This window comes from Alteromonas sp. Cnat3-28 (assembly GCF_022348265.1).
Classification (GTDB): Bacteria; Pseudomonadota; Gammaproteobacteria; order Enterobacterales; family Alteromonadaceae; genus Alteromonas; species Alteromonas macleodii.
The window spans coordinates 118,850-142,524 of the sequence record NZ_JAKREY010000012.1; the positions used below are offsets into that span (position 1 = coordinate 118,850).

19 protein-coding genes are annotated in these 23,675 nt (G+C 45.8%); 6 read left to right on the plus strand and 13 right to left on the minus strand.

The features are described 5' to 3' along the window. Positions 1-20 precede the first annotated feature (20 nt). The 6 genes from MHM87_RS13570 to MHM87_RS13595 form a co-directional block, all read right to left on the minus strand. A complete protein-coding gene (locus tag MHM87_RS13570) occupies positions 21-1,091 on the minus strand; it encodes a hypothetical protein (protein WP_239259583.1) in 1,071 nt (356 codons plus the stop codon). Between the two features lie 62 nt (positions 1,092-1,153). Next, positions 1,154-1,732, minus strand: coding sequence for an Ig-like domain-containing protein (locus MHM87_RS13575; RefSeq protein WP_239259586.1), 579 nt, complete (start codon positions 1,730-1,732; stop codon positions 1,154-1,156). An 11-nt stretch (positions 1,733-1,743) separates the two neighbouring features. Further along, positions 1,744-3,336: a DUF4331 domain-containing protein gene (locus MHM87_RS13580; RefSeq protein WP_239259588.1), complete on the minus strand. Its 1,593-nt coding sequence runs from the start codon at positions 3,334-3,336 to the stop codon at positions 1,744-1,746. Between the two features lie 153 nt (positions 3,337-3,489). Beyond that, the gene (locus MHM87_RS13585; RefSeq protein WP_239259590.1) at positions 3,490-4,227 is read right to left on the minus strand and encodes an anti-sigma factor; all 738 of its coding nucleotides are present in this window, start codon (positions 4,225-4,227) and stop codon (positions 3,490-3,492) included. Beyond that, a complete protein-coding gene (locus MHM87_RS13590; RefSeq protein WP_014977297.1) occupies positions 4,224-4,757 on the minus strand; it encodes a sigma-70 family RNA polymerase sigma factor in 534 nt (177 codons plus the stop codon). The genes MHM87_RS13585 and MHM87_RS13590 overlap by 4 nt, the downstream gene beginning before the upstream one ends. 152 nt (positions 4,758-4,909) lie before the next feature. Continuing rightward, the gene (locus MHM87_RS13595; protein ID WP_343213327.1) at positions 4,910-6,985 is read right to left on the minus strand and encodes a TonB-dependent receptor; all 2,076 of its coding nucleotides are present in this window, start codon (positions 6,983-6,985) and stop codon (positions 4,910-4,912) included. 175 nt (positions 6,986-7,160) lie between these two features. On the opposite strand from MHM87_RS13595, the gene MHM87_RS13600 reads away from it, so the two are divergent. Further along, positions 7,161-7,745, plus strand: a complete 585-nt coding sequence (locus tag MHM87_RS13600; protein ID WP_239259594.1) for an RDD family protein — start codon at positions 7,161-7,163, stop codon at positions 7,743-7,745. A gap of 101 nt (positions 7,746-7,846) precedes the next feature. On the opposite strand, the gene lptG is transcribed toward MHM87_RS13600, so the two are convergent. Then, positions 7,847-8,908, minus strand: coding sequence for an LPS export ABC transporter permease LptG (gene lptG / locus MHM87_RS13605; protein ID WP_014977294.1), 1,062 nt, complete (start codon positions 8,906-8,908; stop codon positions 7,847-7,849). Then, on the minus strand, positions 8,909-10,009 hold the full coding sequence (gene lptF / locus MHM87_RS13610) for an LPS export ABC transporter permease LptF (RefSeq protein WP_014950603.1): 1,101 nt from the start codon (positions 10,007-10,009) through the stop codon (positions 8,909-8,911). A 263-nt stretch (positions 10,010-10,272) separates the two neighbouring features. On the opposite strand from lptF, the gene pepA reads away from it, so the two are divergent. The 3 genes from pepA to MHM87_RS13625 are packed head-to-tail and all read left to right on the plus strand — an operon-like array spanning position 10,273 to position 15,017. Then, positions 10,273-11,778, plus strand: a complete 1,506-nt coding sequence (pepA, locus tag MHM87_RS13615) for a leucyl aminopeptidase (RefSeq protein ID WP_014950602.1) — start codon at positions 10,273-10,275, stop codon at positions 11,776-11,778. 6 nt (positions 11,779-11,784) lie between these two features. Continuing rightward, a complete protein-coding gene (locus MHM87_RS13620) occupies positions 11,785-12,207 on the plus strand; it encodes a DNA polymerase III subunit chi (RefSeq protein ID WP_039226120.1) in 423 nt (140 codons plus the stop codon). Positions 12,208-12,242: 35 nt separating this feature from the next. Next, positions 12,243-15,017, plus strand: coding sequence for a valine--tRNA ligase (locus MHM87_RS13625; RefSeq protein ID WP_239259596.1), 2,775 nt, complete (start codon positions 12,243-12,245; stop codon positions 15,015-15,017). 213 nt (positions 15,018-15,230) lie between these two features. Here MHM87_RS13625 and MHM87_RS13630 read toward each other — a convergent pair whose 3' ends face one another. Beyond that, complete coding sequence (locus MHM87_RS13630; protein WP_239259598.1) at positions 15,231-17,903, minus strand: ATP-binding protein; 2,673 nt, start codon at positions 17,901-17,903, stop codon at positions 15,231-15,233. A gap of 55 nt (positions 17,904-17,958) precedes the next feature. Further along, complete coding sequence (locus MHM87_RS13635) at positions 17,959-19,242, minus strand: extracellular solute-binding protein (protein ID WP_239259600.1); 1,284 nt, start codon at positions 19,240-19,242, stop codon at positions 17,959-17,961. 187 nt (positions 19,243-19,429) lie between these two features. On the opposite strand from MHM87_RS13635, the gene MHM87_RS13640 reads away from it, so the two are divergent. Continuing rightward, positions 19,430-20,278 (plus strand): SPFH domain-containing protein, encoded by an 849-nt coding sequence (locus MHM87_RS13640; protein ID WP_014950598.1) that lies wholly within the window; start codon positions 19,430-19,432, stop codon positions 20,276-20,278. A gap of 70 nt (positions 20,279-20,348) precedes the next feature. Continuing rightward, positions 20,349-20,558, plus strand: coding sequence for a hypothetical protein (locus tag MHM87_RS13645; RefSeq protein ID WP_014950597.1), 210 nt, complete (start codon positions 20,349-20,351; stop codon positions 20,556-20,558). A gap of 119 nt (positions 20,559-20,677) precedes the next feature. On the opposite strand, the gene MHM87_RS13650 is transcribed toward MHM87_RS13645, so the two are convergent. From MHM87_RS13650 to rraB, 3 genes are all read right to left on the minus strand, one after another. Further along, positions 20,678-22,153, minus strand: coding sequence for a sensor domain-containing diguanylate cyclase (locus tag MHM87_RS13650; RefSeq protein ID WP_239259602.1), 1,476 nt, complete (start codon positions 22,151-22,153; stop codon positions 20,678-20,680). Positions 22,154-22,320: 167 nt separating this feature from the next. After that, complete coding sequence (locus tag MHM87_RS13655; protein ID WP_239259604.1) at positions 22,321-23,136, minus strand: choice-of-anchor H family protein; 816 nt, start codon at positions 23,134-23,136, stop codon at positions 22,321-22,323. A 116-nt stretch (positions 23,137-23,252) separates the two neighbouring features. After that, a complete protein-coding gene (gene rraB, locus MHM87_RS13660) occupies positions 23,253-23,651 on the minus strand; it encodes a ribonuclease E inhibitor RraB (RefSeq protein WP_014950594.1) in 399 nt (132 codons plus the stop codon). Positions 23,652-23,675: the final 24 nt, after the last annotated feature.

Consider the following 23,675-nt stretch of genomic DNA (forward strand, 5'->3'; position numbering starts at 1 on the left):
TACTGAAGGGCGGGAGAACTTTAAGCATTGGTCGATACTTCATTAGCACGGCGAGCGCGCTCTAGGAGGTTTTTGTCATCCAATGACTGTGCGTATTGCCAGTTAATTTCGGCAAATTTAAGCGCCAGTGGGTAATTGGGTTCAATCTCTAAAAAGTAAGTGGCGACCTGTGCGGCGTGAGAACTGTCTTCTCGCCACACTCGAATTTCCATGTTCTTAGCAAGTTGAGTTTGCACTTCAGAGCGCACGATACCTTGCGCTCGTTCGGCAATCGCCCATTTAAGTAGCAAGCCATCGTCGGCTGTCAATATATCGGGTACGGAGTTGCTAAACCCAGAACTCACTGCCTTATAGTTATTCAACGCAAAATGTGCGTCGGCCCAAACTAACATTGCGCTTATAGGTAGCTTTTCGAATTCTGTTTGTGACAAATGCTCAAGGGCGGCTTCAGCGTTACCAAGTTGAAGCGACATGTCTGCAAGTACTTCATAAAACCACTGGCGCTCCGCAGGCCTCACTGTACTCGTGTAGGCCTCAAAAGCACTAAGCTTTTTCAAAAATTTTACATCTTTATTTTGTGAAAAATCAGCGTTAACCATACACGTGAAAGCGATTAAAAAACTTGTTTGCCCTACCAGCTTTTCACAGTTTTCTTTCGCCTTTTTAGCGTTACCTTGCTGAACGTTTATGTCTGCCAACAATAACTGTGCAGCTGGAGAGCGAAAGCGGGCTATTTGATTGAGATGTTGCTTGGCTTGTTCGAACTTATGAATGCCTTGAAGTAGTCGAGTTTCTAAAACAACTAAACGCTCTTTTTGACCTGCGTTCAACGAATCGAATTTTTGTCGCATTATGTTCGTGAACCTAACAATACGCTCTCTCTCATCACCTTTTGCTTGAAGGTATCTACTTGAAGTTAAAATTTTTTCCGCTTCGTCGATACTTGCTATGGATAGCTGCCTAGGCTGCCACGTTGCGATGACGGTATCATAATTGAGTTTTTCAGACTGAGCAGATACCGAACAGACTGTTAGCGCTGACAATACGCTCATTATAGGGAGTATGAGAGTACAGCTTCTCATCAACTTCATCAGAACTTCCTTTATAAAAGCCGTCCTTGGCTTTACGGTTGACACTGGGTACTGAACGTTCGTTATTGACCAATCAATAAATCATCGAACGTGGTGTCGTCAGCATCTTGGGTGAACTCGCGCCCGTTAATTGGCAGAGGTTCATCGGTCGGTGCTTGATTAAAGGCATCACGGGTATAGCTAGAGAACGATACCTGCTGAGCCTCAATCGTAACGCTAACAGTAGCCGTAATTTCTGGATTTACGCCGTCAGAAACGGTGAATGTGAAGCTATCGCTACCTGTTACCTGAGCGTTAGGTGTGTAGGTAAAGCTGCCATCAGCATTAACTTCTGCATTACCTAACGTACCGTTTTCACCAAGCCCGAAGGTAAGTGCATCACCATCGGCATCGGTTGCTGTCAACGTGCCATCAAACGCAATATCTGCTTGCGTCGTTAGCATTTCATCAACGGCTACAGGCGCTGCATTTTCTTCTGGCGCTTGATAATCGTTATCGTCATCACTATCGAAACAACCAGTTAGCGCTAGCACCAATCCAGAAATGACCCACAACTTATGTTTCTGCAAAGGGGCTTGAGCCGACTTCATAGACGCGGGGGCATTTGGATTCTTGTTAAATAACCTAATCTTCATAGACATGATGGATCTCCTTATTCAGAGCCAGCAAGTGGTGTTTTTAGGTAAGGAAACGATGAATCAATCATGCTTGCATCTACAGGTGCACCATCAGTGAAAGGTACATTACCCACGCTGGCGTCCTCTGGAGTACAAAGGCCAAGATCTGTATCCTCACCTGCTACCGGGATGGGATAGCACAAGCGGCCCATAACAACGCGAAGGGCAATATCAACCACGTCATCACCTGGGCGGCGACCGTTCGGGAATCCTGCTAAGTCATCGCCTGCAACACCAAATGCTGACTGTGATTCGGCTGGCGTTGCTGGGATCCCTGTGTTAAGGCGCAGCATTTCTGATGCTGTAACCGTTGCTTGCTGGTTAACGCCTGGGAAACCTGTAAGGAACGCTGTCACTAAGTCCATACGCGGGAAATTCGTCGGCGCAAGCGTCTCAATATCCGTACCCAGCGTAGTATTCACTGCATCTTTAAACAGAATGTTCAGTAGTTCTGGTAAAGAAGGGTGGGTTACATAATCAGCGAATTGACCGTCTGCACTTGGATGAGAAGTAGAGAATTTGTCTTTATCGCCAATACCGATAACAAGCTCATTTACTAGCGGGTTACCTAAACGAGACACTTGAGTCATCGCACCACCATTAGTCTCAGGTTTCGCAAAGGTGGCATCTGGGTTTAGGATACGCGCTTGCGGCAAGCTTGCCGTGGTCCAGCTACCAATTACGCCATTACCTTCACCGGTAACACACGCCTTAGGTACTTCAATAGATAACGCTGTCACGTTTTTATCGGCTAAGTCATCATTCATGGCACTTTGCGTTATACCGCCAGGAAAACCTTCACCATCGCCTGCGCCCGGTGCGCTGTCGCCCTCAACAGGTACATAATTTACCAAGTCGAATGTTTTGCCTAAGTTAACAACGAAGGGGTCTTTACGCTGACCAACAAACACTTTGGCCATGTCATCGCATCCAGGGATACTGAACGAATAAATGAAGCTTTCAGCATAACGTGCGTATTCCGCTTCACTGGTAAAGGTTTTATTACCAATGTAATCAAGCGGCTTTTTAAACATATCGCCCATGGCGGGAGTAAGAGTAGTGCGCGTGCCTGTCTGCATGTCGCCACTTACCATAGTAAGGCTGTACATTTCTGAGAAGTTTGCTGCGCTTGAATCGTCTGCGCTGATTCCGCCTACATTTTTAAGCGGTACTTTCACCATTTTCTGTTCGCCTTCAGGGCCTATAGGCAAGGCGATACCTTCGTTATCGGCAGCAAGCATATTGTTAAACTTAAAAACAAAGCTTAAGTCTTCAACCGCGTCGCCATCACTATCAATATGAATGGCATAGTGCGCATTCGGGTCCATTGCAAAGTAGTTAGGGCCACCATAAGCATCTTGCAGTGGAATATAGTTTGCTATGAAAGTCACATAATCTTCACGGCCTTGTTCATAGCTATTGAAAGCATAAAAGTCGGTGCTATCTAACGCTGGGTGGCGAGTGATATTAGGTGCTTCTCGGTGACTTGACGCTATTGCGCCAGCAGTTACGGCTGCACATGTCACGGCGACAGCCAGTGACAAAGTTTTGCGTTTGAATTGGATCATGTCGAGTCTCTCTGCTTTTTTATGAGTTCAAGAGACCAAACGACTGAGGTTTCACCTTAGATGCAAAAATATTTAAAAAATTAAAATAAAGTTTTTATAAAAAGTAAAAGGCCACGTTTCGTGGCCTTTTGGTGTGCTGCTTTGTGCGTAAAATTACACGGAAACAATCGGCGCTATATAGAGCACTTCCGTTGGTGCGCCTGTTACCGAGCCGCCTGGTGCTTCTAAGCTCACTGCTAACGCCGCGATACTTTGATCTAGCAAGATATCTGGTGTCGCGCGCGTGTCGCCATTAACTTCAGGCATCAAGCCGAGAGAAATTGGTGCTTCGCCGTTTGCCGGCACCATCCAAAGCTCATAGTCTTTGTCTGCTAACGCCACAAATGCATCGGTGACCTTAACATTCATGGTTGTGTCAGATACTTCTATTACCCACAATGGCGTGTTATCAGCATTATTGACCACGGCAATATGGGAAACCTCTGGGGTAGGCACAGGTTGCATCATGAAAAGCAATACGGCTAACACCAATGCAGCAGCTGTGGATATGAACGATAAGTTCTTCCAGCGTTTCTGCTTTTCTTTTTCAAGATCAACTACATTGTCGCTACTTGGTTTAGCGTAAGTCGTTTGATCGACAAACTCTGTATTATTGGCCGCTTTGTGGCCAAGCTTCACTTGTATGCTCTCCCACACGCTGTCAGGTGGTGTCACCGGAGGCAAGGTTTCAGCAAATCCAGTAAGGTATTGCTCCCATTGTGCGGTTGCATCGCTAACAGCCTGATACTGCATCATTAACTTTTGATAGCGCGTACGCGCTTTGCCGCGTAGCGTTCCAACTACATATTCAGCGGCGAGGGCGTTTAGTCGCTCTTCTTTTAAATAATTCATAGTGATAGGCACCTCTGCAAGCTTTGCAAGCCTCGTCTTATCCAGCTTTTAATGGTTCCAAGTGGTGACGCCAAGTGAGTTACCACCTCTTGATGCGACATGCCATTCACATAGGCTAAATGGATAGCCTGACGCTGCGGTCCATCAAGTTCATCTAAACAAGAGGCCAATTTTGCTTGCTCTGCCTCTAACTTTATTGATTGTGTGGTTTCCATACCTGACGGTGCGTCATCATTTAATTCGACTTCATTTCTTACGTTGTGATAGCGGATTAAATCGAGCGCACGATAGCGAGCTATACTGACCATCCAGGTAAGTACCGTACCTTTGCCTCGTTGATAATTACCGGCGTTATGCCAAATTTTTATATAGGCGTCTTGTGTGGCTTCGTCAGCGAGTTCAGGGCGTTTCAAAAGCCTTAAAGCAACAGCGTAGAGCTGTGGACTTGTTATCTTATAAAGCTCTGCGAACGCTTTTTTGTCGCCGTCTGCGGTTTTACACAGCAGAGGAAACAGAGTTTCGTGTTCCATTGTTGCTCCTATTTTTATCGTTGTAGCGCGGCCATTTGTTTATTGCTCTAACTATTTGGCGGCTACTTCTTAAAGTAGCATGTTTTATATACAACTGCCTGAATGGTTACCTAATCAATAGACAGACCCCCAAACAGTAAAGCGTTTATGTATTAATACTTTATTGAAAAGGTAAGGCGAACATTTCTTGGCTCTACCGGGTGATAATGCAAATCCTCAATCCCTTCCTCTGGCTCTCCGGGCAGCCTAGATGCGTAAAAATAATCAATATCGTGATCGTCACTGTCTAGGGCATTGAGTACTTCTAGTGTTACGTCCCAAGTTGGCTGGCGATAGGCAATTTGAGCATTAATCAAAAATGTTGATGGCGGTGAAATTTCATCGAAACTTTCTACGGTGCGAGAGCTTAAGTAGCGGCCTCGTAGGGTATAGCTGAACCCTAGTTGGTTACTTCTTTGATAGTAGGTTAGCCCTGCACTCACCACACCTGGCACGGTGCCATCAATGTGACGGCCTTCGCCTTCAACGCTGTCGCTAAATCGTGCCTTGGTCCACGCAGCTTCAATGTCTGTTGTTAGGTGATGGCTTATCCAGTAGTAGGCACTCACTTCAATGCCGTGTCTCTCGGAGGGGCGACTGGCTTCAGTAAAGCCTGCATCACCAACATATACCAGCTCGCTATCAAGCTCTAAGCGCCACAGGGCAGCAGACAGGTTATAGGTTTTATTATCGGTATAGTTAACGCCCGCTTCATAGCCAAGGCTCTTTACCAATAAGGGAGCTGCTTCGGTAGCGTCACCACTTACCGGGTCTATGCTAATTGTTGCTCCTCGCGCATCGTTAGAGTGAAATCCCTGCCCAATGTTGGCAAATGCGGTGAGTTGGTCTGATACACCGTACTTCAAGCCTGCTTTAAGGGTAAATAAACCGTCACTTTCGCTACCTGAATTGGCCCCAAGACTGCTGGTAACGTCCACATCTAAGTAATCGTATCGACCACCTAATGACAGGCTTAGTGCGTCGCTTAATACGATGTTTGATTGAGCAAAAAGTGCATAGCTGTTGCTGTTAATCTCGTCTTCTCGGATAGTGCCAAAGCGGGTTAAGATTTGGGTGCGATACAAACCCACGTTTTCAATATCGTCGAAACGCCACTGGCCGCCTAAGGTAATACTGCTTCCATCCGTAAGCGCCAAGGGAAGGGTAGTGAATATTTCACCACCGTAAATTTTTCGGTCGTCGGCCTGTTCGAATTGATCGCCTGTCTCTGGGTTATCAAGAAAGTAAGTAAAATTTGAAAAAAGGCTTAGCGTTGTATCTATGGCATACAGTGAGGCATTCCATGTATCACTGGTATAGTTTGCGGAGAGACTATAGCGAGACGAATCACCGCCAACTTGGGTGTCGATAGAGCCAAGACGGTCTATTAAGCCGCTTTCAATAGCGCGCTCAGGTACCTGGTCAGCACCGTTCCAGCTATTATCGTAGGCCATTCCTGTAATGGTGAGTTGGCCGTCTAACAAAGGCGTAATATAACGAATATGGGCGTTTTTCTTTTTTACATCTTCGTCAACGTCAGTCCACGGGCCATCATAGGTTTGATATTCCAGCGCTGTAACAACGGGGCTCTCTCCTGCTTCAAAGTGATTTAATGCAACAGCGCGCTTGAACCCATATTCTCCTAAGCCTAAGAACAACTGGTTTTGCTCAAGTGAATCTCTTAAATTGAAGAACGCCCCGCCAGCGCTAGAAAAATCGCCGATGTTGGCATAATAGGTGCCTTTGAAGTAGCTTAGATTGTCGATAAATTCGGGGATAATAAAGTTAAGGTCACTGTAGCCTTGGCCATGTCCGTGGCTTCGCATGTTCACTGGCATACCGTCTACACTCACCGTGAAATCAGTGCCATGGTCTAGGTTAAATCCACGCAAAAAGTACTGGTTGGCTTTTCCCGAACCGCTGTGTTGGGTCACCATCATGCCTGGGATGAATTCGAGTATTTCACCGGCGCGCAACATTGGGCGTTCAATCAAGGTGTCACCAGACACCCATCCCTGCGAAGCCGAGATAAACTCTCCGTCTTTTACAGATGAGTCACCACGTACTCGAATATGCTCAATATCACCTTCGGGGTCGTCTAACGCCATTGCAGCGCCCATACCAAGCGAAAATGAGCTAGCGAGAAGTGTTGTTACCAGAGTTTTTGCTGTCACCGTATTTACGTCCATTATCCGTTTGTAATAGCAATAACGATTAACAATGGTTAATGGATGCAAAAAGGTGGAAATCATTTTTCTTTGCCTATTGCATTATTAAATGCCGTTAACTAAGGCTTATGTTGTTTAAGCTATCTGGTGCTTGTGTCAAAATAAACGCTGTTGTTAATGAAGTGAAGAGAAGCCCGTGGCGAGACACGACAGAAAAGCCAAGAAGAAGTCCCCATCATCAAACCCTCTAAAAATGAAGGATGATAAAAACACGCCCAACTCAGAATCAGACAGTTCATCACTTGAGCGAGCGGGGTTTGTGCGACGCTTGTTGGCAATGATTTACGATACACTCGTGGCTACTGCTGTAGGGATGTGTGCGGCCATGGTCATGATCGTAACGCTGGTGGTAATGCTGAAAAATGGCGCGCTTGACCTACAAGGCTATGCTGAACCTGCCGATCTGATTCAGGCCTCTTTTGGTTATAAGCTGCTTATTCAAACGTGGGTGGGCTTGTGGATAGCTGGGTTTTTCTTGTGGTTCTGGCGCAGGGGCGGGCAAACCCTAGGCATGCGTGCATGGCGTTTACGAATTTATAGCACGGTTGAAGAACCAATGACCTGGCCACGCTTGTTCATTCGCCTAATAGCATCGTTAGGTGGTTTAGGCACCTTACTTGTTTTGTTTGATTTTAAAAATAAACAATCATTGCAAGACCGACTGGCAAAAACCGAAGTGTTGAAGTTGACTAAAGAAGCGAACGACCACAAGAGCTGGTAAAGATGCCTTGTAAGGCGCTAAAAAATCACAAAAAAAGAGGCTGTATGGCCTCTTTTTTTATTAGTTTTGACTATTGAATTAGATGAATGCTGATAGCTTGATCAACGCCTCAACATTACCCCTGCAATGGCCGCAAACAGTAAGCTAGGCAGTAAGGCGCCAAGGAATGGTGGCAGCTGATAGACTAAACTCACTGGGCCAAATACTTCATTAAGAATAAAGAAACCGAAGCCTGTCAGTACGCCCATGATCACGCGAGCGCCCATTGTAACGCTACGCAGCGGGCCAAAGATGAACGACAATGCCATCAACAGCATTACGCCTACCGAAATAGGTTGGAATACCTTGCGCCACAAGGCGAGTTGATAACGAGAAGGGTCTTGATCGTTATTTTCTAGGTAGTTCACGTAATCCAGCAGCCCAGTAATAGATAAAGCCTCTGGCTTAACCGCAACAATGCCTAATTTGTCTGGTGTCAGTGTTGAATTCCAACGCATGCGGTTATTTTCATCTACCGTAACATTCGTTTCAGTAAACTTGGTTACTTCAACGTCGCTTAGCCACCAACCGTCGCCGTCGAAGGCCCCATTTTTAGCGTGAGTAATACTCTCTAGCGACAAGTCAGGGTTAAAGCTAAATATGCTCACATCTTTGAGAGAGTCTTGGCTTAACACCTGACCTATGCTTACAAATCGGTCGCCATCCTTTGCCCACACCAGCTTATCGGAAGAAAATAAACTACCGCCTGAAATGGCTTCAGTTCTTATCTGTTTTGCTTTGGTTTCACTGTACGGGGTTACCCACTCGCCAACGGCCATCACTAATAAGATCATTACAAGGGTCGACTTCATGGCTGAGTTTATGATGTTCCAGCGGCTCATACCTGCGGCCTGCATCACTACCAATTCGCTATTGCTAGCCAGTACGCCCATACCAATAAGGCCGCCTAGCAATGTTGCCATAGGAAAGAACTGCTCTAGGTCGCGAGGCAAGCTTAGCAATACGTAGATAAAAGCGACCAGCATGTCATAGTCGCCTTCGCCAATTTTACGTAGCTGTTCTACAAATTTAATGAGTGCACTTAGGCCAATAAGTACGCTAAGCGTAACAGTAATAGTACCTAACAGCGTACGGGCGATATATAAATCGAGGATCTTAAACATCTACTTTTTCCCCAATATCCAAGCGCGAAGCTCAGTGCCGGTTTTTCTGTCTCGCACAATTAACATGACACCAATTATCAGCATGATGGTGTGCACCCACCATAAGCCAAGCTGAGGTGGCATTTTGCCGTCTTCTAACACTCGTCTACTTGCCAGTAGCAGCAAGAAGTATCCCAAGTAAAGCAGGATGGCAGGGAACATTTTACCAAAGCGGCCCTGACGCGGGTCGACTGCGCTTAGCGGCACAGCAATCAGTACTAAAAATGGAATGGAAAGCGGTATGGCAATACGCCACTGAAGCTCTGCTCTGGCTTCAATACTGTCGTCTTCCCACAGTTCGTTAGTAGGCAGTACACTTACCTTACGACGAGTTTCGTCAGCAGGCTTATCGGCAATCTGAATTTGGTATTCGTCAAATTCTACTTTGCGGAAAGCCTTTTCAGATTGCTTTCCTTCGTACTGTACCCCTTCTTTCAATACAAGGTTTCGCGTGCCGTCAGGGTTATTAGCCACTTCTCCAGTTTGCGCATACACAACGCGCACGTCGCCTTCGCTATCGTCTGTTTGATTTTGCGATAAAAACACACGTTGTAGCTTATCGTTATTGTCTACATCGTGAACAAAAATAACCGCTTTTTCGTTACCGGTTTGCTGGAATCTACCTGGCATTAGCGCCGATATTCCCGCCTCATTTCTGGCTTTTTCTCGCAGCTGATATTCGTTCTCTGCAGCCAGTGGCGCGAAATAAAGGGTAATTGCGCCTGTGACTATCATGATAAGTACAGACAAGAAGAGCATTACCCGCGTTACATACCATTCACTGATACCACAGGCTCGCATTACGGTCATTTCACTGTCTACATACAGCCTGCCGTGTGCCAGCATAATGCCCAAATAGGCGCTGATAGGCAGCACCAATGAGGAGAGGATAGGGGCATATAAACCTAGGAAGCCAAGCACTAGCCCAGCGGGAATATCACCGTCCGAGGCGTCGCCCAAAACGCGCACAAATCGCAAAGTGACAAAAATTGCCATTAGGATAAAGAAAATCGCTAACTGAGATTTCAGCGTTTCCTTAAGTAAATAGCGGAATATCAGCATCTCAGCCCTTCCGGAAAATTAGGAATTTTAGTGAAAGAAAGCACAATTTTGTTTAAACTTACCGTTTTTACAAGTTTTGCCTGCAATCATAAACCGTTTGCATGGTGTTTTGACGCAAATTTAACCTATATTCAATAGGTCTTTAAGCGTGAATTGCAGCGAACTAAAAAGTTATGCTGCGTATTAAAACATAAAGCAGCGCGAAACGTTACGTGATTTTAGTCATCGTGCAAACCATAAACGACGAAAAGCGAGGTGATATCGTGGAGTTTAGTGTAAAAAGTGGCAGTCCTGAAAAACAACGCAGCGCATGTATTGTTGTGGGTGTCTTCGAGCCGCGCCGCCTAACGGCAGTGGCTGAACAGCTAGACGAAATCAGTGAAGGTTATATCAGCAACTTGTTACGCCGCGGCGACCTTGAAGGTAAAGCCGGTCAAATGTTGTTGTTACACAACGTGCCAAATGTACTAAGCGAGCGCGTGCTTCTAGTCGGTTGTGGTAAAGAGCGCGAATTAGACGAGCGCCAGTACAAAAACATAATCGCCAAAACCATTCAAACATTGAATGAAACAGGCTCGATGGAAGCGGTATGCTTCCTTACCGAACTTCACGTTAAAGGTCGCGATACCTACTGGAAAGTACGTCAGGCAGTAGAAGCAACTGAAGACACGCTTTACACCTTTATGCAGCTTAAAACCAAGAAAGGTGAGCCACGTCGCCCACTGCGTAAAATTGTATTTAACGTACCTACACGCCGTGAACTTACCGTTGGTGAACGTGCAGTTGAGCATGGTTTAGCGGTTGCTCGCGGTGCGAAAGTGACCAAAGACGTGGCTAACATGCCGCCAAACATCTGTAACCCAGCGTACCTGTGGCAGCAGGCGCAAGAGCTTGCCAGCCAATACGACAGCGTAACCGCAGAAGTCGTTGATGAAACCCAAATGGCCGAGCTTGGTATGCAAGCGTATTTGGCTGTTGGCCGTGGTTCAGACAATGAAAGTATGATGAGCATTATGCATCATCGCGGTGGCCCAGCTGATCAAGCCCCAATTGTACTTGTAGGTAAAGGCCTTACGTTCGATTCAGGCGGCATTTCAATTAAGCCAGGCGAAGCCATGGATGAAATGAAGTACGACATGGGTGGTGCTGCAGGCGTACTGGGTACCATGCACACTATCGCGGCGCTGAATCTGCCCATTAACGTTATTGGTGTATTGGCAGGCTGTGAAAACATGCCAGATGGCAAAGCGTACCGTCCGGGTGACATTCTAACGACTATGTCGGGTCAAACCGTTGAAGTGCTAAACACTGATGCCGAAGGCCGTTTAGTATTATGCGACGCGCTAACCTATGTAGAGCGCTTCGACCCAGAGCTAGTAATTGACGTAGCCACGCTAACTGGCGCAGCGATTATCGCACTTGGTCACCATGCAACAGCTGTGATGAGTACGCACAATCCGCTTGCTCACGAACTACTTAATGCGTCAGAGCAAAGCTCAGATCGCGCATGGCGTCTACCGCTATGGGACGATTACCAAGAGCAGCTTGAAAGCCCGTTTGCCGACATGACGAACCTTGGTGGTCGCCCAGCAGGGTCAATTACTGCGGGTTGTTTCTTGTCGCGCTTCACTAAGAAGTACAACTGGGCTCACCTTGATATTGCCGGTACGGCATGGCGCAGTGGTAAGAACAAAGGCGCAACAGGCCGTCCAGTGCCTATGCTGTCTCAGTTCCTAATGAACCGCGCTGATATCAAGTTAGAGGACTAATCATTCATGCCACAAGTGATATTTTATCAACTTACCAGCAGTGACAATGGTGTGGCAGGCCGCGCCAGCGAAGTTATTGCATCAGCGTTTGCCAATAAGCAAAAGATTAGCGTGCTGTGCGATACACAGGCGCAGGCTGAAGAAGTTGATGAATTGTTGTGGCAGCTGCCGGCTGACCGCTTTGTGCCCCATAACCTTTATGGTGAAGGGCCGCAATCGGGAACGCCGGTGGAAATTTGTTGGCGGCCAGAGCAGGTAGCCAGACGACAAATGGTGGTTAATGTGGGGTCCGGTATGGTGCCTACACCCAACCAGCATCGTCAAATCATCGATTTTGTACCCGTGGACGAGAACGCCAAACAGGCCGCGCGGGTAAGATACAAAAACTATCAGCAAGCTGGATGCAACATGCAGTTCAAATCTGCATAAGTCATTCGCGTTTAGCTTCAATTTGAGAGTGTGTAATGGATAAAACCTTCGAACCGCAGTCCATCGAGCAGCAATGCTACAAGTCATGGGAAGAGGCGGGTTTATTTAAAGCTTCAGGTAGCGGCGACCCTTATTGTATTTTGCTTCCGCCACCAAACGTTACCGGTAGCCTTCACATGGGCCATGGTTTCCAACAAACCATTATGGACGCCTTAACCCGTTATCACCGCATGAAGGGCGACAATACGCTATGGCAAGTGGGTACTGACCACGCCGGTATTGCTACCCAGATGGTGGTAGAACGCCAACTTAACGCTGAAGGCAAGACGCGCCACGATTTAGGTCGCGAAGACTTCATCAAGAAAGTGTGGGAATGGAAAGAGCACAGCGGCGGAACGATCACCGGTCAAATGCGCCGTCTAGGTACGTCTCCTGACTGGTCTCGTGAAGTGTTCACCATGGACGAAGACCTGTCTAAAGCCGTAACTGAAGTATTCGTTAAGCTACACGAAGAAGGCCTTATTTACCGCGGTAAGCGTTTGGTTAACTGGGATCCAGTGCTTCACACTGCAGTATCTGATCTTGAAGTACTTAACGAAGAAGAAGACGGCCACATGTGGCACATGCGCTACCCACTTGCAGATGGTAGCGGTGAACTAGTAGTTGCGACAACGCGCCCAGAAACCATGCTTGGTGACACTGCCGTTGCGGTACACCCAGACGACGAGCGTTACCAAGGCTTTATCGGCAAAGAGATTAAGCTACCGATTACTGGCCGTTTAATTCCGGTTATCGCCGATGACTATGTCGATCAAGAATTTGGTACAGGCTGCGTTAAAATCACGCCTGCTCACGACTTCAACGACTACGATATGGGTAAGCGTCATAACTTGCCTATGATCAACATTCTTACCGACGATGCGAAAATTAACGACGAAGCGCCAGAAGCGTATCGCGGTTTAGATCGCTTCGACGCCCGTAAGCAAATTGTTGCTGATTTAGACGAACAAGGCGCATTGGTTAAGATTGAGCCGCACAAGCTTAAAGTGCCGCGCGGCGACAGAACGGGTGCGGTAATTGAACCATACCTAACCGACCAGTGGTATGTAGCGGTTGAGTCTCTTGCTAAGCCTGCAATTGAAGCGGTTGAAAGCGGCGAAATCCGTTTTGTGCCAGAGAACTGGAACAAGACTTACTACCAGTGGATGCACAACATTCAAGACTGGTGTATTTCACGTCAGCTGTGGTGGGGACACCGCATTCCAGCGTGGTACGATGAAAACGGCAACGTTTTTGTTGGGCGCACCGAAGAAGAAGTGCGTGAAAAACACGGCCTTGGCAGTGACGTAACCCTTTCACAAGACGACGATGTACTAGATACCTGGTTCTCAAGTGCACTATGGCCGTTTGCGACCATGGGCTGGCCAGAAGAAACGCCAGATCTAGAAACCTTTGTACCGTCTTCAGTGCTAGTAACCGGCTTTGACATCATCTTCTTCTGGGTTGCCAGAATGATCATGATGACCAAGAAGTTCACGGGCAAAATTCCGTTTAAAGACATCTACATTACTGGTCTTATCCGCGATGAGAATGGCGATAAAATGTCAAAGTCGAAGGGCAACGTGCTTGACCCCATCGATTTGATTGACGGTATTGATATTGAGTCGCTAGTCACTAAACGCACCGCGGGCATGATGCAGCCTCAGCTTGCTGAAAAGATTGCCAAGCGTACCCGTAAACAGTTCCCTGATGGTATTCAGGCCTACGGTACAGACGCATTGCGCTTTACTTTTGCCGCTATGGCGTCAACCAGCCGCGATATCAACTTTGATATGGCCCGTGTTGAAGGCTACCGCAACTTCTGTAACAAAATTTGGAATGCATCGCGTTTCGTATTGATGAACACAGAAGAGCACGATACAGGTCGTGACGGTGGCGAAATGGTGCTTAGCATGGCCGATCGCTGGATTTGGGCTAAGTTCCAACAAACGCTGGTTGAGTTTGAAAAAGCGCTTGAAGACTACCGTTTCGATATTGCAGCACAAACCGTTTACGAGTTCACTTGGAACCAGTTCTGTGACTGGTATCTAGAACTTACTAAACCTGTGCTTAACAATGACGCCAGCACTGAAGCTGAAAAGCGTGGTACCCGTCATACGCTTATTAACGTGCTTGAAAGCTTGCTTCGCTTGTTGCACCCGCTTATGCCATTTATCACCGACACTATTTGGCAGCGCGTTGTGCCACTAAGTGCACTTAAAGTGGAAGAGGGCGCAAGCATTATGGTTCAGGCATTCCCTGAAGTTGATGCAGCGAAACAAGACGACAAAGTGCTTGCCGATATCGAGTGGGTGAAGAAGTTTATCGTGGGTATACGTAATATCCGTGGTGAAATGGATATCTCACCAAACAAACCGCTTAATGCGCTACTTAAAAACGTAAGCGACGAAGACGCGCGTCGTCTTGATGCGGCTAAGGCATTCCTTGATAAGCTTTCTAAGCTTGAAACCGTAACTATTTTGAAAGACGGTGAAGAAGCACCAGCCAGTGCAACAGCGCTAGTGGGCGAGATGGAAATTCTTATCCCGATGGCAGGGCTTATCGACAAAGACGCCGAGCTTGCTCGTATTACTAAAGCCATGGAAAAAATCGAGAAAGACGTATCTCGTACTCGTGGCAAATTGGGTAACGAGAAGTTCGTAAGCAATGCGCCTGAAGCGGTAATTGAAAAAGAACGCGCTAAGTTGGAAGAGGGTGAAAAAGCCCTAGCCAAACTTAAAGAGCAGTTCGAGACCATTAAAGCGCTTTAAGTGCAGCCCCTAGAACGGGGGGTATCGATACAAATTAGAAGGGTTACCGAAAGGTGGCCCTTTTTTATTCGCGATTAAACCGGCCCTAAACATAGCGGGTTTGTTCGAAAGCCGTTCCTGCATTCTCACACTTCGCTATGAAGCTTGCCAGCGCCTACTGAGCGGGCAATTATTTATGCGAATTGGTATAAGAACTTATCTTTACGTTCGCGTTTAGAGCTGTTTGCCTAAGTACTGTTTTAACATGCCTATCAATGATTTTTGCTTTATTGGCTTGGTGAGATAGTCGTTCATACCCGCGTCTATCGCGCTTTGTTTATCTTCCTTCATTGCATTGGCCGAAAGGCCGATAATAGGTACGCCAGTAAAGCCTTTTTCGCGGAGTTGTTTGGTTGCTTCATAACCGTCCATCACCGGCATTTGTACATCCATCAATATTAGGTCGTACTGCGGGGCATTTCCTACTTTTTGCACGGCTTGCTTGCCGTCTTCTGCAATATCGAAAGTAAGCCCAAGATTGGTAAGCATTTCTCCGGTGACGAGTTGATTTATATTATTGTCTTCCACTAATAGAACGTGGCCTTCTAGCGACGTTGCTTCCGCTTCTTCACTAAAATGATGTCCGTCATAACTTGCATCTTTAGATATCACCTGATGAACAAAACGCTCAAATTGCGCAGGTGTGAATGGATGCATGATAAGTGGGCCTTTCCATAGCGTGTCATATTTAGCTTGTAGCGCGCTGCCTGCACTTTCCATCACTAGGCCTACAGACTTCCCTTTTTCTAATAAGGCGTTTAACCAAGCAATATTCTGTCTGAATTCACTAAACTCATGGATATCTACAATGATATGTTCAGGTAAAGCGGCGATGTTTTTGGCATCTTCTATTGATTGCATTGATTTAGTTGGCAGCTGTATCTGGTTGCAATAAGCCGTAGGCAGCAATGCTGCTTCAGTAACATAAAGGCTATCAACAGGTAGCTGAGGTGTTTGTTCAAGCACGCCGGGTTGGTTTTTAAATGCTTTCAGCGGCAGTTCAACTTCAAACGTACTGCCTTTTCCCATAGTAGAAGTGGCATCAAGGCGGCCGTTCATAAGTTCAGTAAGCTGGCTTACAATCGCAAGGCCAAGGCCGGTACCGCCGTATTTTCTATTGGTTGAACCGTCTGCTTGAGTGAAAGGCTTAAATATTCTATCTAGCTGGGCTGCACTCATACCTATGCCTGAATCGGTGATTCGCATGGTAAGGTTTAACACGTTCCCTTTTTCGTTCAAGTTGCCGTCAAACTCAATATCTATACGCCCTTGCTCGGTGAACTTCACAGCATTGTTGCCTATATTCATAATTATTTGGGCAATACGCAGTGGGTCGCCAATTACTTGCGGAGGTATCTTTGGGTTTACCGTAAAGTGCACCGATAAGTTCTTTTCTTTTGCGCGTAGTGCAATAACTGCAATGAGGTTGTCGAACAGTGAATGCAAAGAAAAGCTCACTTCCTCAATCTTCAATTTACCCGCTTCAATTTTTGAGAAGTCGAGAATATCGTTAATTACGCTCAGTAATATTTGCCCAGAATACGCTGCCTTGTCGAGATACCCTTTAACAGTAGTGGACAGCTCTTGCTGTTGCGCCAGTTCTATTAGCCCGATAATGCCATTCATCGGCGTGCGGATTTCATGACTCATATTGGCTAAAAACATACTCTTTGACGCGGTTGCTTGCTCCGCTTTTATTTTCGCCTCAGTAATCGCTTTATTTAAGCTTTCAAGCTGAGAGTTCATGGTTCTTGCTTCATCTAGCAGTTTTTCTGTCTCTCGGTTTTTATCACTAAAAACAAGCGCCGCTTTTGCTAGCTTGCCAATCTCATCTTTTCGGCTGCTGCCAGGAATATTGGAAATTTGTACGCCTTGGGCAAGTTTGTTGAAAACTTGAGTGATAGAGCGGATAGGGCCCAATATGCGAAACATGGCAAACAGCGCGGCTGAGAGGGCGAGTAGAATGGCAACAAGAGAAAATAACTCTCCGTTACGCTGCGTACTTTCAGCCAGTGTGTAGGTGCGTTGAGTCGCAATTTCAGAGTCTGTGGTTACTTTTTTGGCCAGCTCACCGCTTAAATAGAGAAATTCATTGGCAGACCCCGCCATGACTACGTTAACCAAGAATAAATTACCTTGGGTTATCTGGGTTAGCTTAACGAAATCGGCTTTAATTTTTTCCGACAATCGCTCCACTCTTTCCTGAAGGGATGTATTTTTCGTTAGCGTTAATTTTCGTAGTGAATCTGCGGCTTCGTTGAATGCTCGAATAAAACCCATGTCGGGTTTCATCAGATATTTCAACATCGCATTTTCTGCCCGAATAAGAAGCGTCTTTGCCTGTTCTTCAGAGGCAGCAGAGATATCTCCGTTTGTTTTAGCGTCACTCAGTATCTTTTCCAGTAACGTAATATCAGATAGGGTGCCTCTTGCTATGAGGTTATCCCTTTCAGAACGCGCATCGACAACTTGAGTAAAATTCTCCTGATAGGCGTTAAGGTGCTCCTTCATTCTTGAAAGGATATGGTTGTCTTCCTGTATTTCCTTGTCTTCGTCTACCAGGGCTAACTTGTCGAGTTTGGTGTTAATAGTCACCATGAGTCGACTGAAGCGAGTAATGGCTGATTTACTCGCATTCTCTTTGAATATGAGCACGTTGCGCTGTAAGTCCACCACATCCCGTTCAAGTTCCTTAACAAGTGCAACATCAACTACTGCCTTTGACGCTGATGCCACGCCTTTGTTTAGGACTTCTTGGTTTTCTCTAGCAATAAACCCCTGTGCCAATATAAGCGCTATAAGAGCGAGTAGCACGGTGATAAGCTGAATTCGAATTGACGATAACATGTGAACTAAAAAAGCCTTATTCCATTAACGTTATGGTTTTTTACTTAACGCAACATTATGCAGTGATGAATTCGTACCACTTCTGCAAACTGTATTCGTAGGTTGGCATAACGGTATTCCATACGGCAACATTACTAAAACGCTCTTCATAACTCCCACCAGTGCGCTGGGCGCCTTGTCTAACACTAATATTTCCGTCGGGCCCTTTTAGCGGCTCTGATGCTACTTGCCCTTTGTACCAGTAATTCCATTCGGCGTCAGAAAGATATTGAGCTGAACGTTTAGGGTTGGAAATATAGTAGCCTTGTCTGGCAATAAATGCGCCAGGCCACCCCGACAGCCACCAGTTCATATACTCATAAGCCACGTCCTTTATTCTACCTTGTGTGGCAGAGGACATGCACATTACACCGTGCCATCCGCGGTAGCCTTCTTTCGGTGCTGCAAACGTAACCGGAATATCTTGACCGTTCAGCGCAGAGACCGCAGGCGAGAACATGCTTTCGATTGCAACCCGTCCACTTTTCATGAACTCAACAGACTCAGGGACCGAGGTCCAGAATCCATTGAAATGGTTTAACTGAGTCAACTCTATAAGTAAGCTAAACAAATCATCAAGTTCATACTCGGTCATGGCACCGATATCTTGGAATTGAATGAACCCTTTAGCTTGTGCGGCAAGTGCTAAATCGAAAAGTCCGATAGTGGGGTCGTTAACTATGCCCACTTTTCCTGAATAGCGACTGTCTAAAAGCCAGCCCCAGCTTTCTTCTTGCCCTTGCAGTTCGTTGGGTAACTTTGATGTGTCGTAGCCAAAAGAGTCAACATTGTGCACATAAGGTAAAAAACTAATTGTGTCAGTATGGTTGGCGCCCAGAGTGCCGTCGTCCTGTACATTAATAATTTTATGCGGTGCGTCGCCAGCGCCCATTCGCGCGTTCTCGGTAAGTTTTCCGGTCTTGCTTAAATCGTTTATTTCTTCCCAATACTGAAGGCGTTTCTTCTCTATGGGCTGAATAGCGTGAGCGCGCCACAATACATTAATGCTATTAGACCACTGCTCATAAAGGTCGAATGACGTGGGGTTCATCGACGCCTTTTGAAGAACGGTTGCACTGCCACCTGGCTCAAACTCAATATTAATGCCTAAGTCTTCCATGGCGCGCTGGCGAATGGCTTCTTGAAGCGTGACATGGGTGCCTAATGCGCGCAGCGTCGGTTTTTCTTTTCCGATTGAAAAAGGGGTAATGCCCGCAGTAAGACCAAAGGCGAGACCGCCCTTTAACAAGGTACGGCGCTGGAAAGAAGAAGCGACGTTTTTATCTGAGTTTGAAGGCATTAACGTACGTCCATAGTAAACGATGACCCTCCATTATTCTGGCATCTATTTCATAGAGTTACCAAAAAATGTTACCCCATAGTTAAAAATAAAATGTTGCTTTGACATATTTGGTAACACATCAAAATTAGCGAGTAGTTAAATTTTGCATTATAAATATATCAAAATGATATCAAAGGTGAGTGATATGAAAGAAAAGAAAGGGTTTTCGGTAAACGGTTATTTGATGATCTGTGTTTTGCTAGTCGCACAGGTTGCTACGTTTTTCTATGCAGTGTCGGGTAACCCCGAAGCTGGTGTAATTCTAAGCGTTTTAGTGGGAAGTTTGTGGTTGGGCTATTTCATGGTGCAACCCAACCAAGCTAAGGTCATGACGTTTTTCGGCAGCTATGTAGGTACTGTCTCTGATGTTGGATTACGCTGGACAATTCCTTTGTTCCGTAGAGCTAATATTTCTCTGCGCATAAGAAACTTTGAAAGTGCCAGAATTAAAGTTAACGACAATCAAGGAAACCCCATTGAAATCGCCTCTATTGTCGTGTGGAAAGTGAGCGATACTGCTGAAGCAATGTTTGACGTGGACGATTATGAAAGTTTTGTGCGAATTCAAAGCGAGTCCGCAATCCGCAATATGGCAAGTAGCTTTCCTTACGATCCACGTGACGACGAGCAAGCGGAAGTCGCACTTCGTAGCCACCCAATAGAGATATCAGCGCGTTTACAAGAAGAGATCCAAGCTCGCCTTGCGAAAGCTGGGATCACAATTTTGGAGTCTCGTATCAGCCACCTTGCCTACGCGCAAGAAATCGCAAGCGCCATGCTTCAGCGTCAACAAGCATCAGCTATTGTGGCTGCCCGTAAGCAAATTGTAGATGGTGCTGTGGGAACCGTAGAAATGGCACTTCAGCGATTAAATGAAAAGGGTGTAGTAGAGCTTGATGAAGAGCGTAAGGCGACGATGATCAGTAATTTATTAGTTGTGCTGTGTGGTGATAAGTCGACGCAACCGGTTATTAATACAGGTACAATCTACTAGCTCGTTTTTTAATTTAAGTTTGAAATTGTAGTGCCGCAGCGATGCACTGCGGCACATAAGGTTTGTGATTTTGGCAAAGAAAAAAGCGTATCCACTTAGGATAAATGAAAATGTACTTGCCGCCATGGAGCGATGGGCTGCCGATGACTTGCGAAGTGTAAATGCGCAAATAGAGTATGTATTAAGACAAGCGCTAGTGAAGCAGGGAAGAGTGAAGCTGGTAGAAAAAGTGGTAGTAGAGGTTGAAGGTATTGAGCCGCCTGACGGGGGAGAAAACTGAGCAACGTGGCTGGACAGCCAAATCGATGCTGAGCTGATAAGCTAACGATTTAGGTTATTAAAGGTGAGCCGTAGTGAACAATATGCTCATGTAGCGTTACCACGAATCAATATTAGCTTTTACGTAACATGATGAGGTTTAGAATGAGACTCTGTGCCAGCTCTACCATCTTCACAGGGTTCTAACCCTTCGTTATCGATATCGTCATAACATTCGCACTCTATGGTATTGCGACCTTTATTTTTGGCTCTATAAAGGGCTTCATCTGCATCGCAAAGTAGTTGCTTTATGCTTGCCTCTTTTAAGTCGCTTACATATACCGCCCCCAAACTAAGGGTAACTTGTCTTCCTTTCAACGGAGGATGGGTTTCATGGAGAATGCTGACTTTCTCGCGAAATCTGTCTAATAGTTGGCGAGGGGAGACTGGACTTGTTAGTACCATACAGAACGCAAACTCTTCGCCACCTATGCGCCCAATGGCATCTTCTTGACGAAAAAATTGCTGCATTGTCTGAGCAACGATGGTTAATACGTCATCGCCAAATCCGTGGCCGTAACTATCATTAATAGCCTTAAAGTGATCAACATCGGCGATGCCAATCAACATTGCATGTCCATTGCGTTGTGCGAAGTTTAACGACTTTGCAAATGCGTCTAGAAATGCCCGTCTATTTGGAATGTTCGTGAGCGCGTCATAATATGCCAGTTTCTCTAATTTATGATTGGCTGAACGAAGCTCGCTGGTTCGATGGTTAACCAGGCTTTCTAAGTTCTGCTTTATTTTCTTAAGTTCTGCATTGCGCTTATCTAGCTGTTCAGATTGGAACTTCATTTCGCTAACGTTACGCTGAACAGCTGCAAAATGGGTTACTTCACCAAATTCATTGGTAAGCGGGAATATGTTCATTTGAACCCAGAAAGGTGTGCCAGACTTCGTATAATTTAACAGTGTTTCGGTACATGGGCGTTGATCAATAAGTGACTGCCGAATACGCAGCGTAGAGGCTTTGTCGGTTAGGGCACCTTGAAAAATGCGAGGTGTCTCACCCAATAACTCCTCAAGACTATATTCAGTATGTTTACACAATGCTTCATTTGCATAGATGATTTTAGGAGAAAGCGGGGCATCGATATTCTGAGCTTCCGTTACCAAAATCATATCTTGTGAATGTTGAACAATATCTTTGTAAGAGAAATCACTAATCTTTGCTGTGATATCAGTGAAATAAACCACTACAAAAGACGGTGAACTGCCATTGACCTTGTACTTTTCGGGATATGCGTTGACATTAAACCACGTTATTTTATCGGTATCTTTATTTATCGTTCCCAATATTCGGTTATTTATAGCGGTGCTAGTAGCAAGCACCTGGGCAATGGGAAGTTCGTGGTAAGGTACTTTTCTGTTTTGCTTGTCAATGAACTCCCAGGAGTCCACGTCTAAGCTTTTCTCTTTAAGTTTATCTATACTCAATCGAAGCAGCGTTAACGCAGCGGGATTGGCATACTCTACAACGCCAGTAGCATTGTGAATGACTACGCCAATTTGCGTATTTTCTAATAGATTGAACAAGTTAACATTGTCGATGCTCATTGCACTACACCAATTGAAAGCGTCAGTATGTACTGTTTTCCTTGGTACATTGGCGAATCAACGTTAATTGGAAAAGAAGGTTTATATTATATAATAGACTTTAGTATAAAAAATAGCCAAAAGCTGCAGGTGCATGCAGCTTTTAGCTGATTAACTTTCCAAGATAGTTAGCTGTGTTGGCGTCTAACACTTCGTCTAACAAGTACAATGCCACCTAATAGACACAGTGGGAGTAAAGACCATGCTCCGCCATGCTCTTCTACTATGACTACCGTATCTTCAACCACATATTCATTATTTTCACTTTCAAGGGGAAGATAGGCGAGTGCACTGTCATCATAGGCATCGGTATACGCCACAAGCATTTCGGTATCTGCATCATAAAGCTCTAATAGAATGTCGTACTCACCGGGCGGATAGCCAGAAACTAATGTGCTTTCAATGGTAAAGGTATCTGTTGAGTCTTCTGAGTAGATGTAAAATTCAGACGACACGTGAATAGACTCGTACACGTCGTTTTTGCCCAAATACAGAACCGCGTATACTGGCGCGCGAGTGAAAATGGTGTCGGCGTCAAACTCAATCGAAAACGTAGAGTGATAACCATCGTAATCAATGTCTTGCTCAAGCGTTACCCAGCTTTCATAAATCCAAAACTCATTAATACTGCTGACCACGATATCGCTAGAGAACTTACTCACGGCTAAATGCTGTTGATGCTTACCCGCCTTGGGAAGGGACTGTTGATCAGTCTCAACGTCATCAACAGATTGAGAGATTGTTTCTTCGCTTGTCAATGCATCAGAGGTTTTAGGCAGCAGCGATTCAGCGGCAACAAATGGTTTGTCGTAACGGTATTCATTAGAGGTAACGATTTTGTTTTGTGCGCTATTTTCGGTACTGGCATGCACAGGTGACATAAGCGCAAGCTGTATTGTTGCAATAGCAGAATATGTAGTAAGTGAGAAAAGTAGCTTTTTCATCTGTCCATCCTTTTCCAATCGATAATGACAGTGTCATTGTTGACGGAAAAAGATGAACAAAAGCTGAAGGGTAACTTAACGCCTTCTCAGTTTAAACGGTGAGGGTGCCTTAGAGATCAGTCGTCGAAGTAGTGATCTTCTTCTTCGTATTCACCTTCTTCACGCGGCTCGAAGTAAGTACCCCAACCGTCGTAGGTTACATCATGCTTGTCGGCAATTTTAAGCAAGGTGTCAGAGTCCGCATTAAGCTTTTCAATATCTAGCTTTCGCTCTGCAACCGCGTCGAAGCAGAAAATGGTTTCGCCATCATCAAGAATAAGCTCTTCTGCGTCGGTGACTTCAAAACCAGCTTTAAACGCATCAACAGCTGCCTTTTCTAGCACGTCGAAGTCAGTGCTGGCGAAGTGGTGCTCAATGGTATAGTCGGCATCGGCTTGGCTGCCGTCTTCTAGAAGGGCATCAATAGTTTCTTGGTTAAACTCGTACCACTCTTCTCTTTCATCGAACTGGGTCATAATAAACACTCGTTAGCAATTTTG

Bases quoted from the DNA above. Each gene is read 5' to 3' on its own strand.
- MHM87_RS13570 (WP_239259583.1), bottom strand. From the start codon at position 1,091: ATGAAGTTGATGAGAAGCTGTACTCTCATACTCCCTATAATGAGCGTA.
- MHM87_RS13575 (WP_239259586.1), bottom strand. From the start codon at position 1,732: ATGTCTATGAAGATTAGGTTATTTAACAAGAATCCAAATGCCCCCGCG.
- MHM87_RS13580 (WP_239259588.1), bottom strand. From the start codon at position 3,336: ATGATCCAATTCAAACGCAAAACTTTGTCACTGGCTGTCGCCGTGACA.
- MHM87_RS13585 (WP_239259590.1), bottom strand. From the start codon at position 4,227: ATGAATTATTTAAAAGAAGAGCGACTAAACGCCCTCGCCGCTGAATAT.
- MHM87_RS13590 (WP_014977297.1), bottom strand. From the start codon at position 4,757: ATGGAACACGAAACTCTGTTTCCTCTGCTGTGTAAAACCGCAGACGGC.
- MHM87_RS13595 (WP_343213327.1), bottom strand. From the start codon at position 6,985: ATGGACGTAAATACGGTGACAGCAAAAACTCTGGTAACAACACTTCTC.
- lptG (WP_014977294.1), bottom strand. From the start codon at position 8,908: ATGTTTAAGATCCTCGATTTATATATCGCCCGTACGCTGTTAGGTACT.
- lptF (WP_014950603.1), bottom strand. From the start codon at position 10,009: ATGCTGATATTCCGCTATTTACTTAAGGAAACGCTGAAATCTCAGTTA.
- MHM87_RS13620 (WP_039226120.1), top strand. From the start codon at position 11,785: ATGCCACAAGTGATATTTTATCAACTTACCAGCAGTGACAATGGTGTG.
- MHM87_RS13625 (WP_239259596.1), top strand. From the start codon at position 12,243: ATGGATAAAACCTTCGAACCGCAGTCCATCGAGCAGCAATGCTACAAG.
- MHM87_RS13630 (WP_239259598.1), bottom strand. From the start codon at position 17,903: ATGTTATCGTCAATTCGAATTCAGCTTATCACCGTGCTACTCGCTCTT.
- MHM87_RS13635 (WP_239259600.1), bottom strand. From the start codon at position 19,242: ATGCCTTCAAACTCAGATAAAAACGTCGCTTCTTCTTTCCAGCGCCGT.
- MHM87_RS13640 (WP_014950598.1), top strand. From the start codon at position 19,430: ATGAAAGAAAAGAAAGGGTTTTCGGTAAACGGTTATTTGATGATCTGT.
- MHM87_RS13650 (WP_239259602.1), bottom strand. From the start codon at position 22,153: ATGAGCATCGACAATGTTAACTTGTTCAATCTATTAGAAAATACGCAA.
- MHM87_RS13655 (WP_239259604.1), bottom strand. From the start codon at position 23,136: ATGAAAAAGCTACTTTTCTCACTTACTACATATTCTGCTATTGCAACA.
- rraB (WP_014950594.1), bottom strand. From the start codon at position 23,651: ATGACCCAGTTCGATGAAAGAGAAGAGTGGTACGAGTTTAACCAAGAA.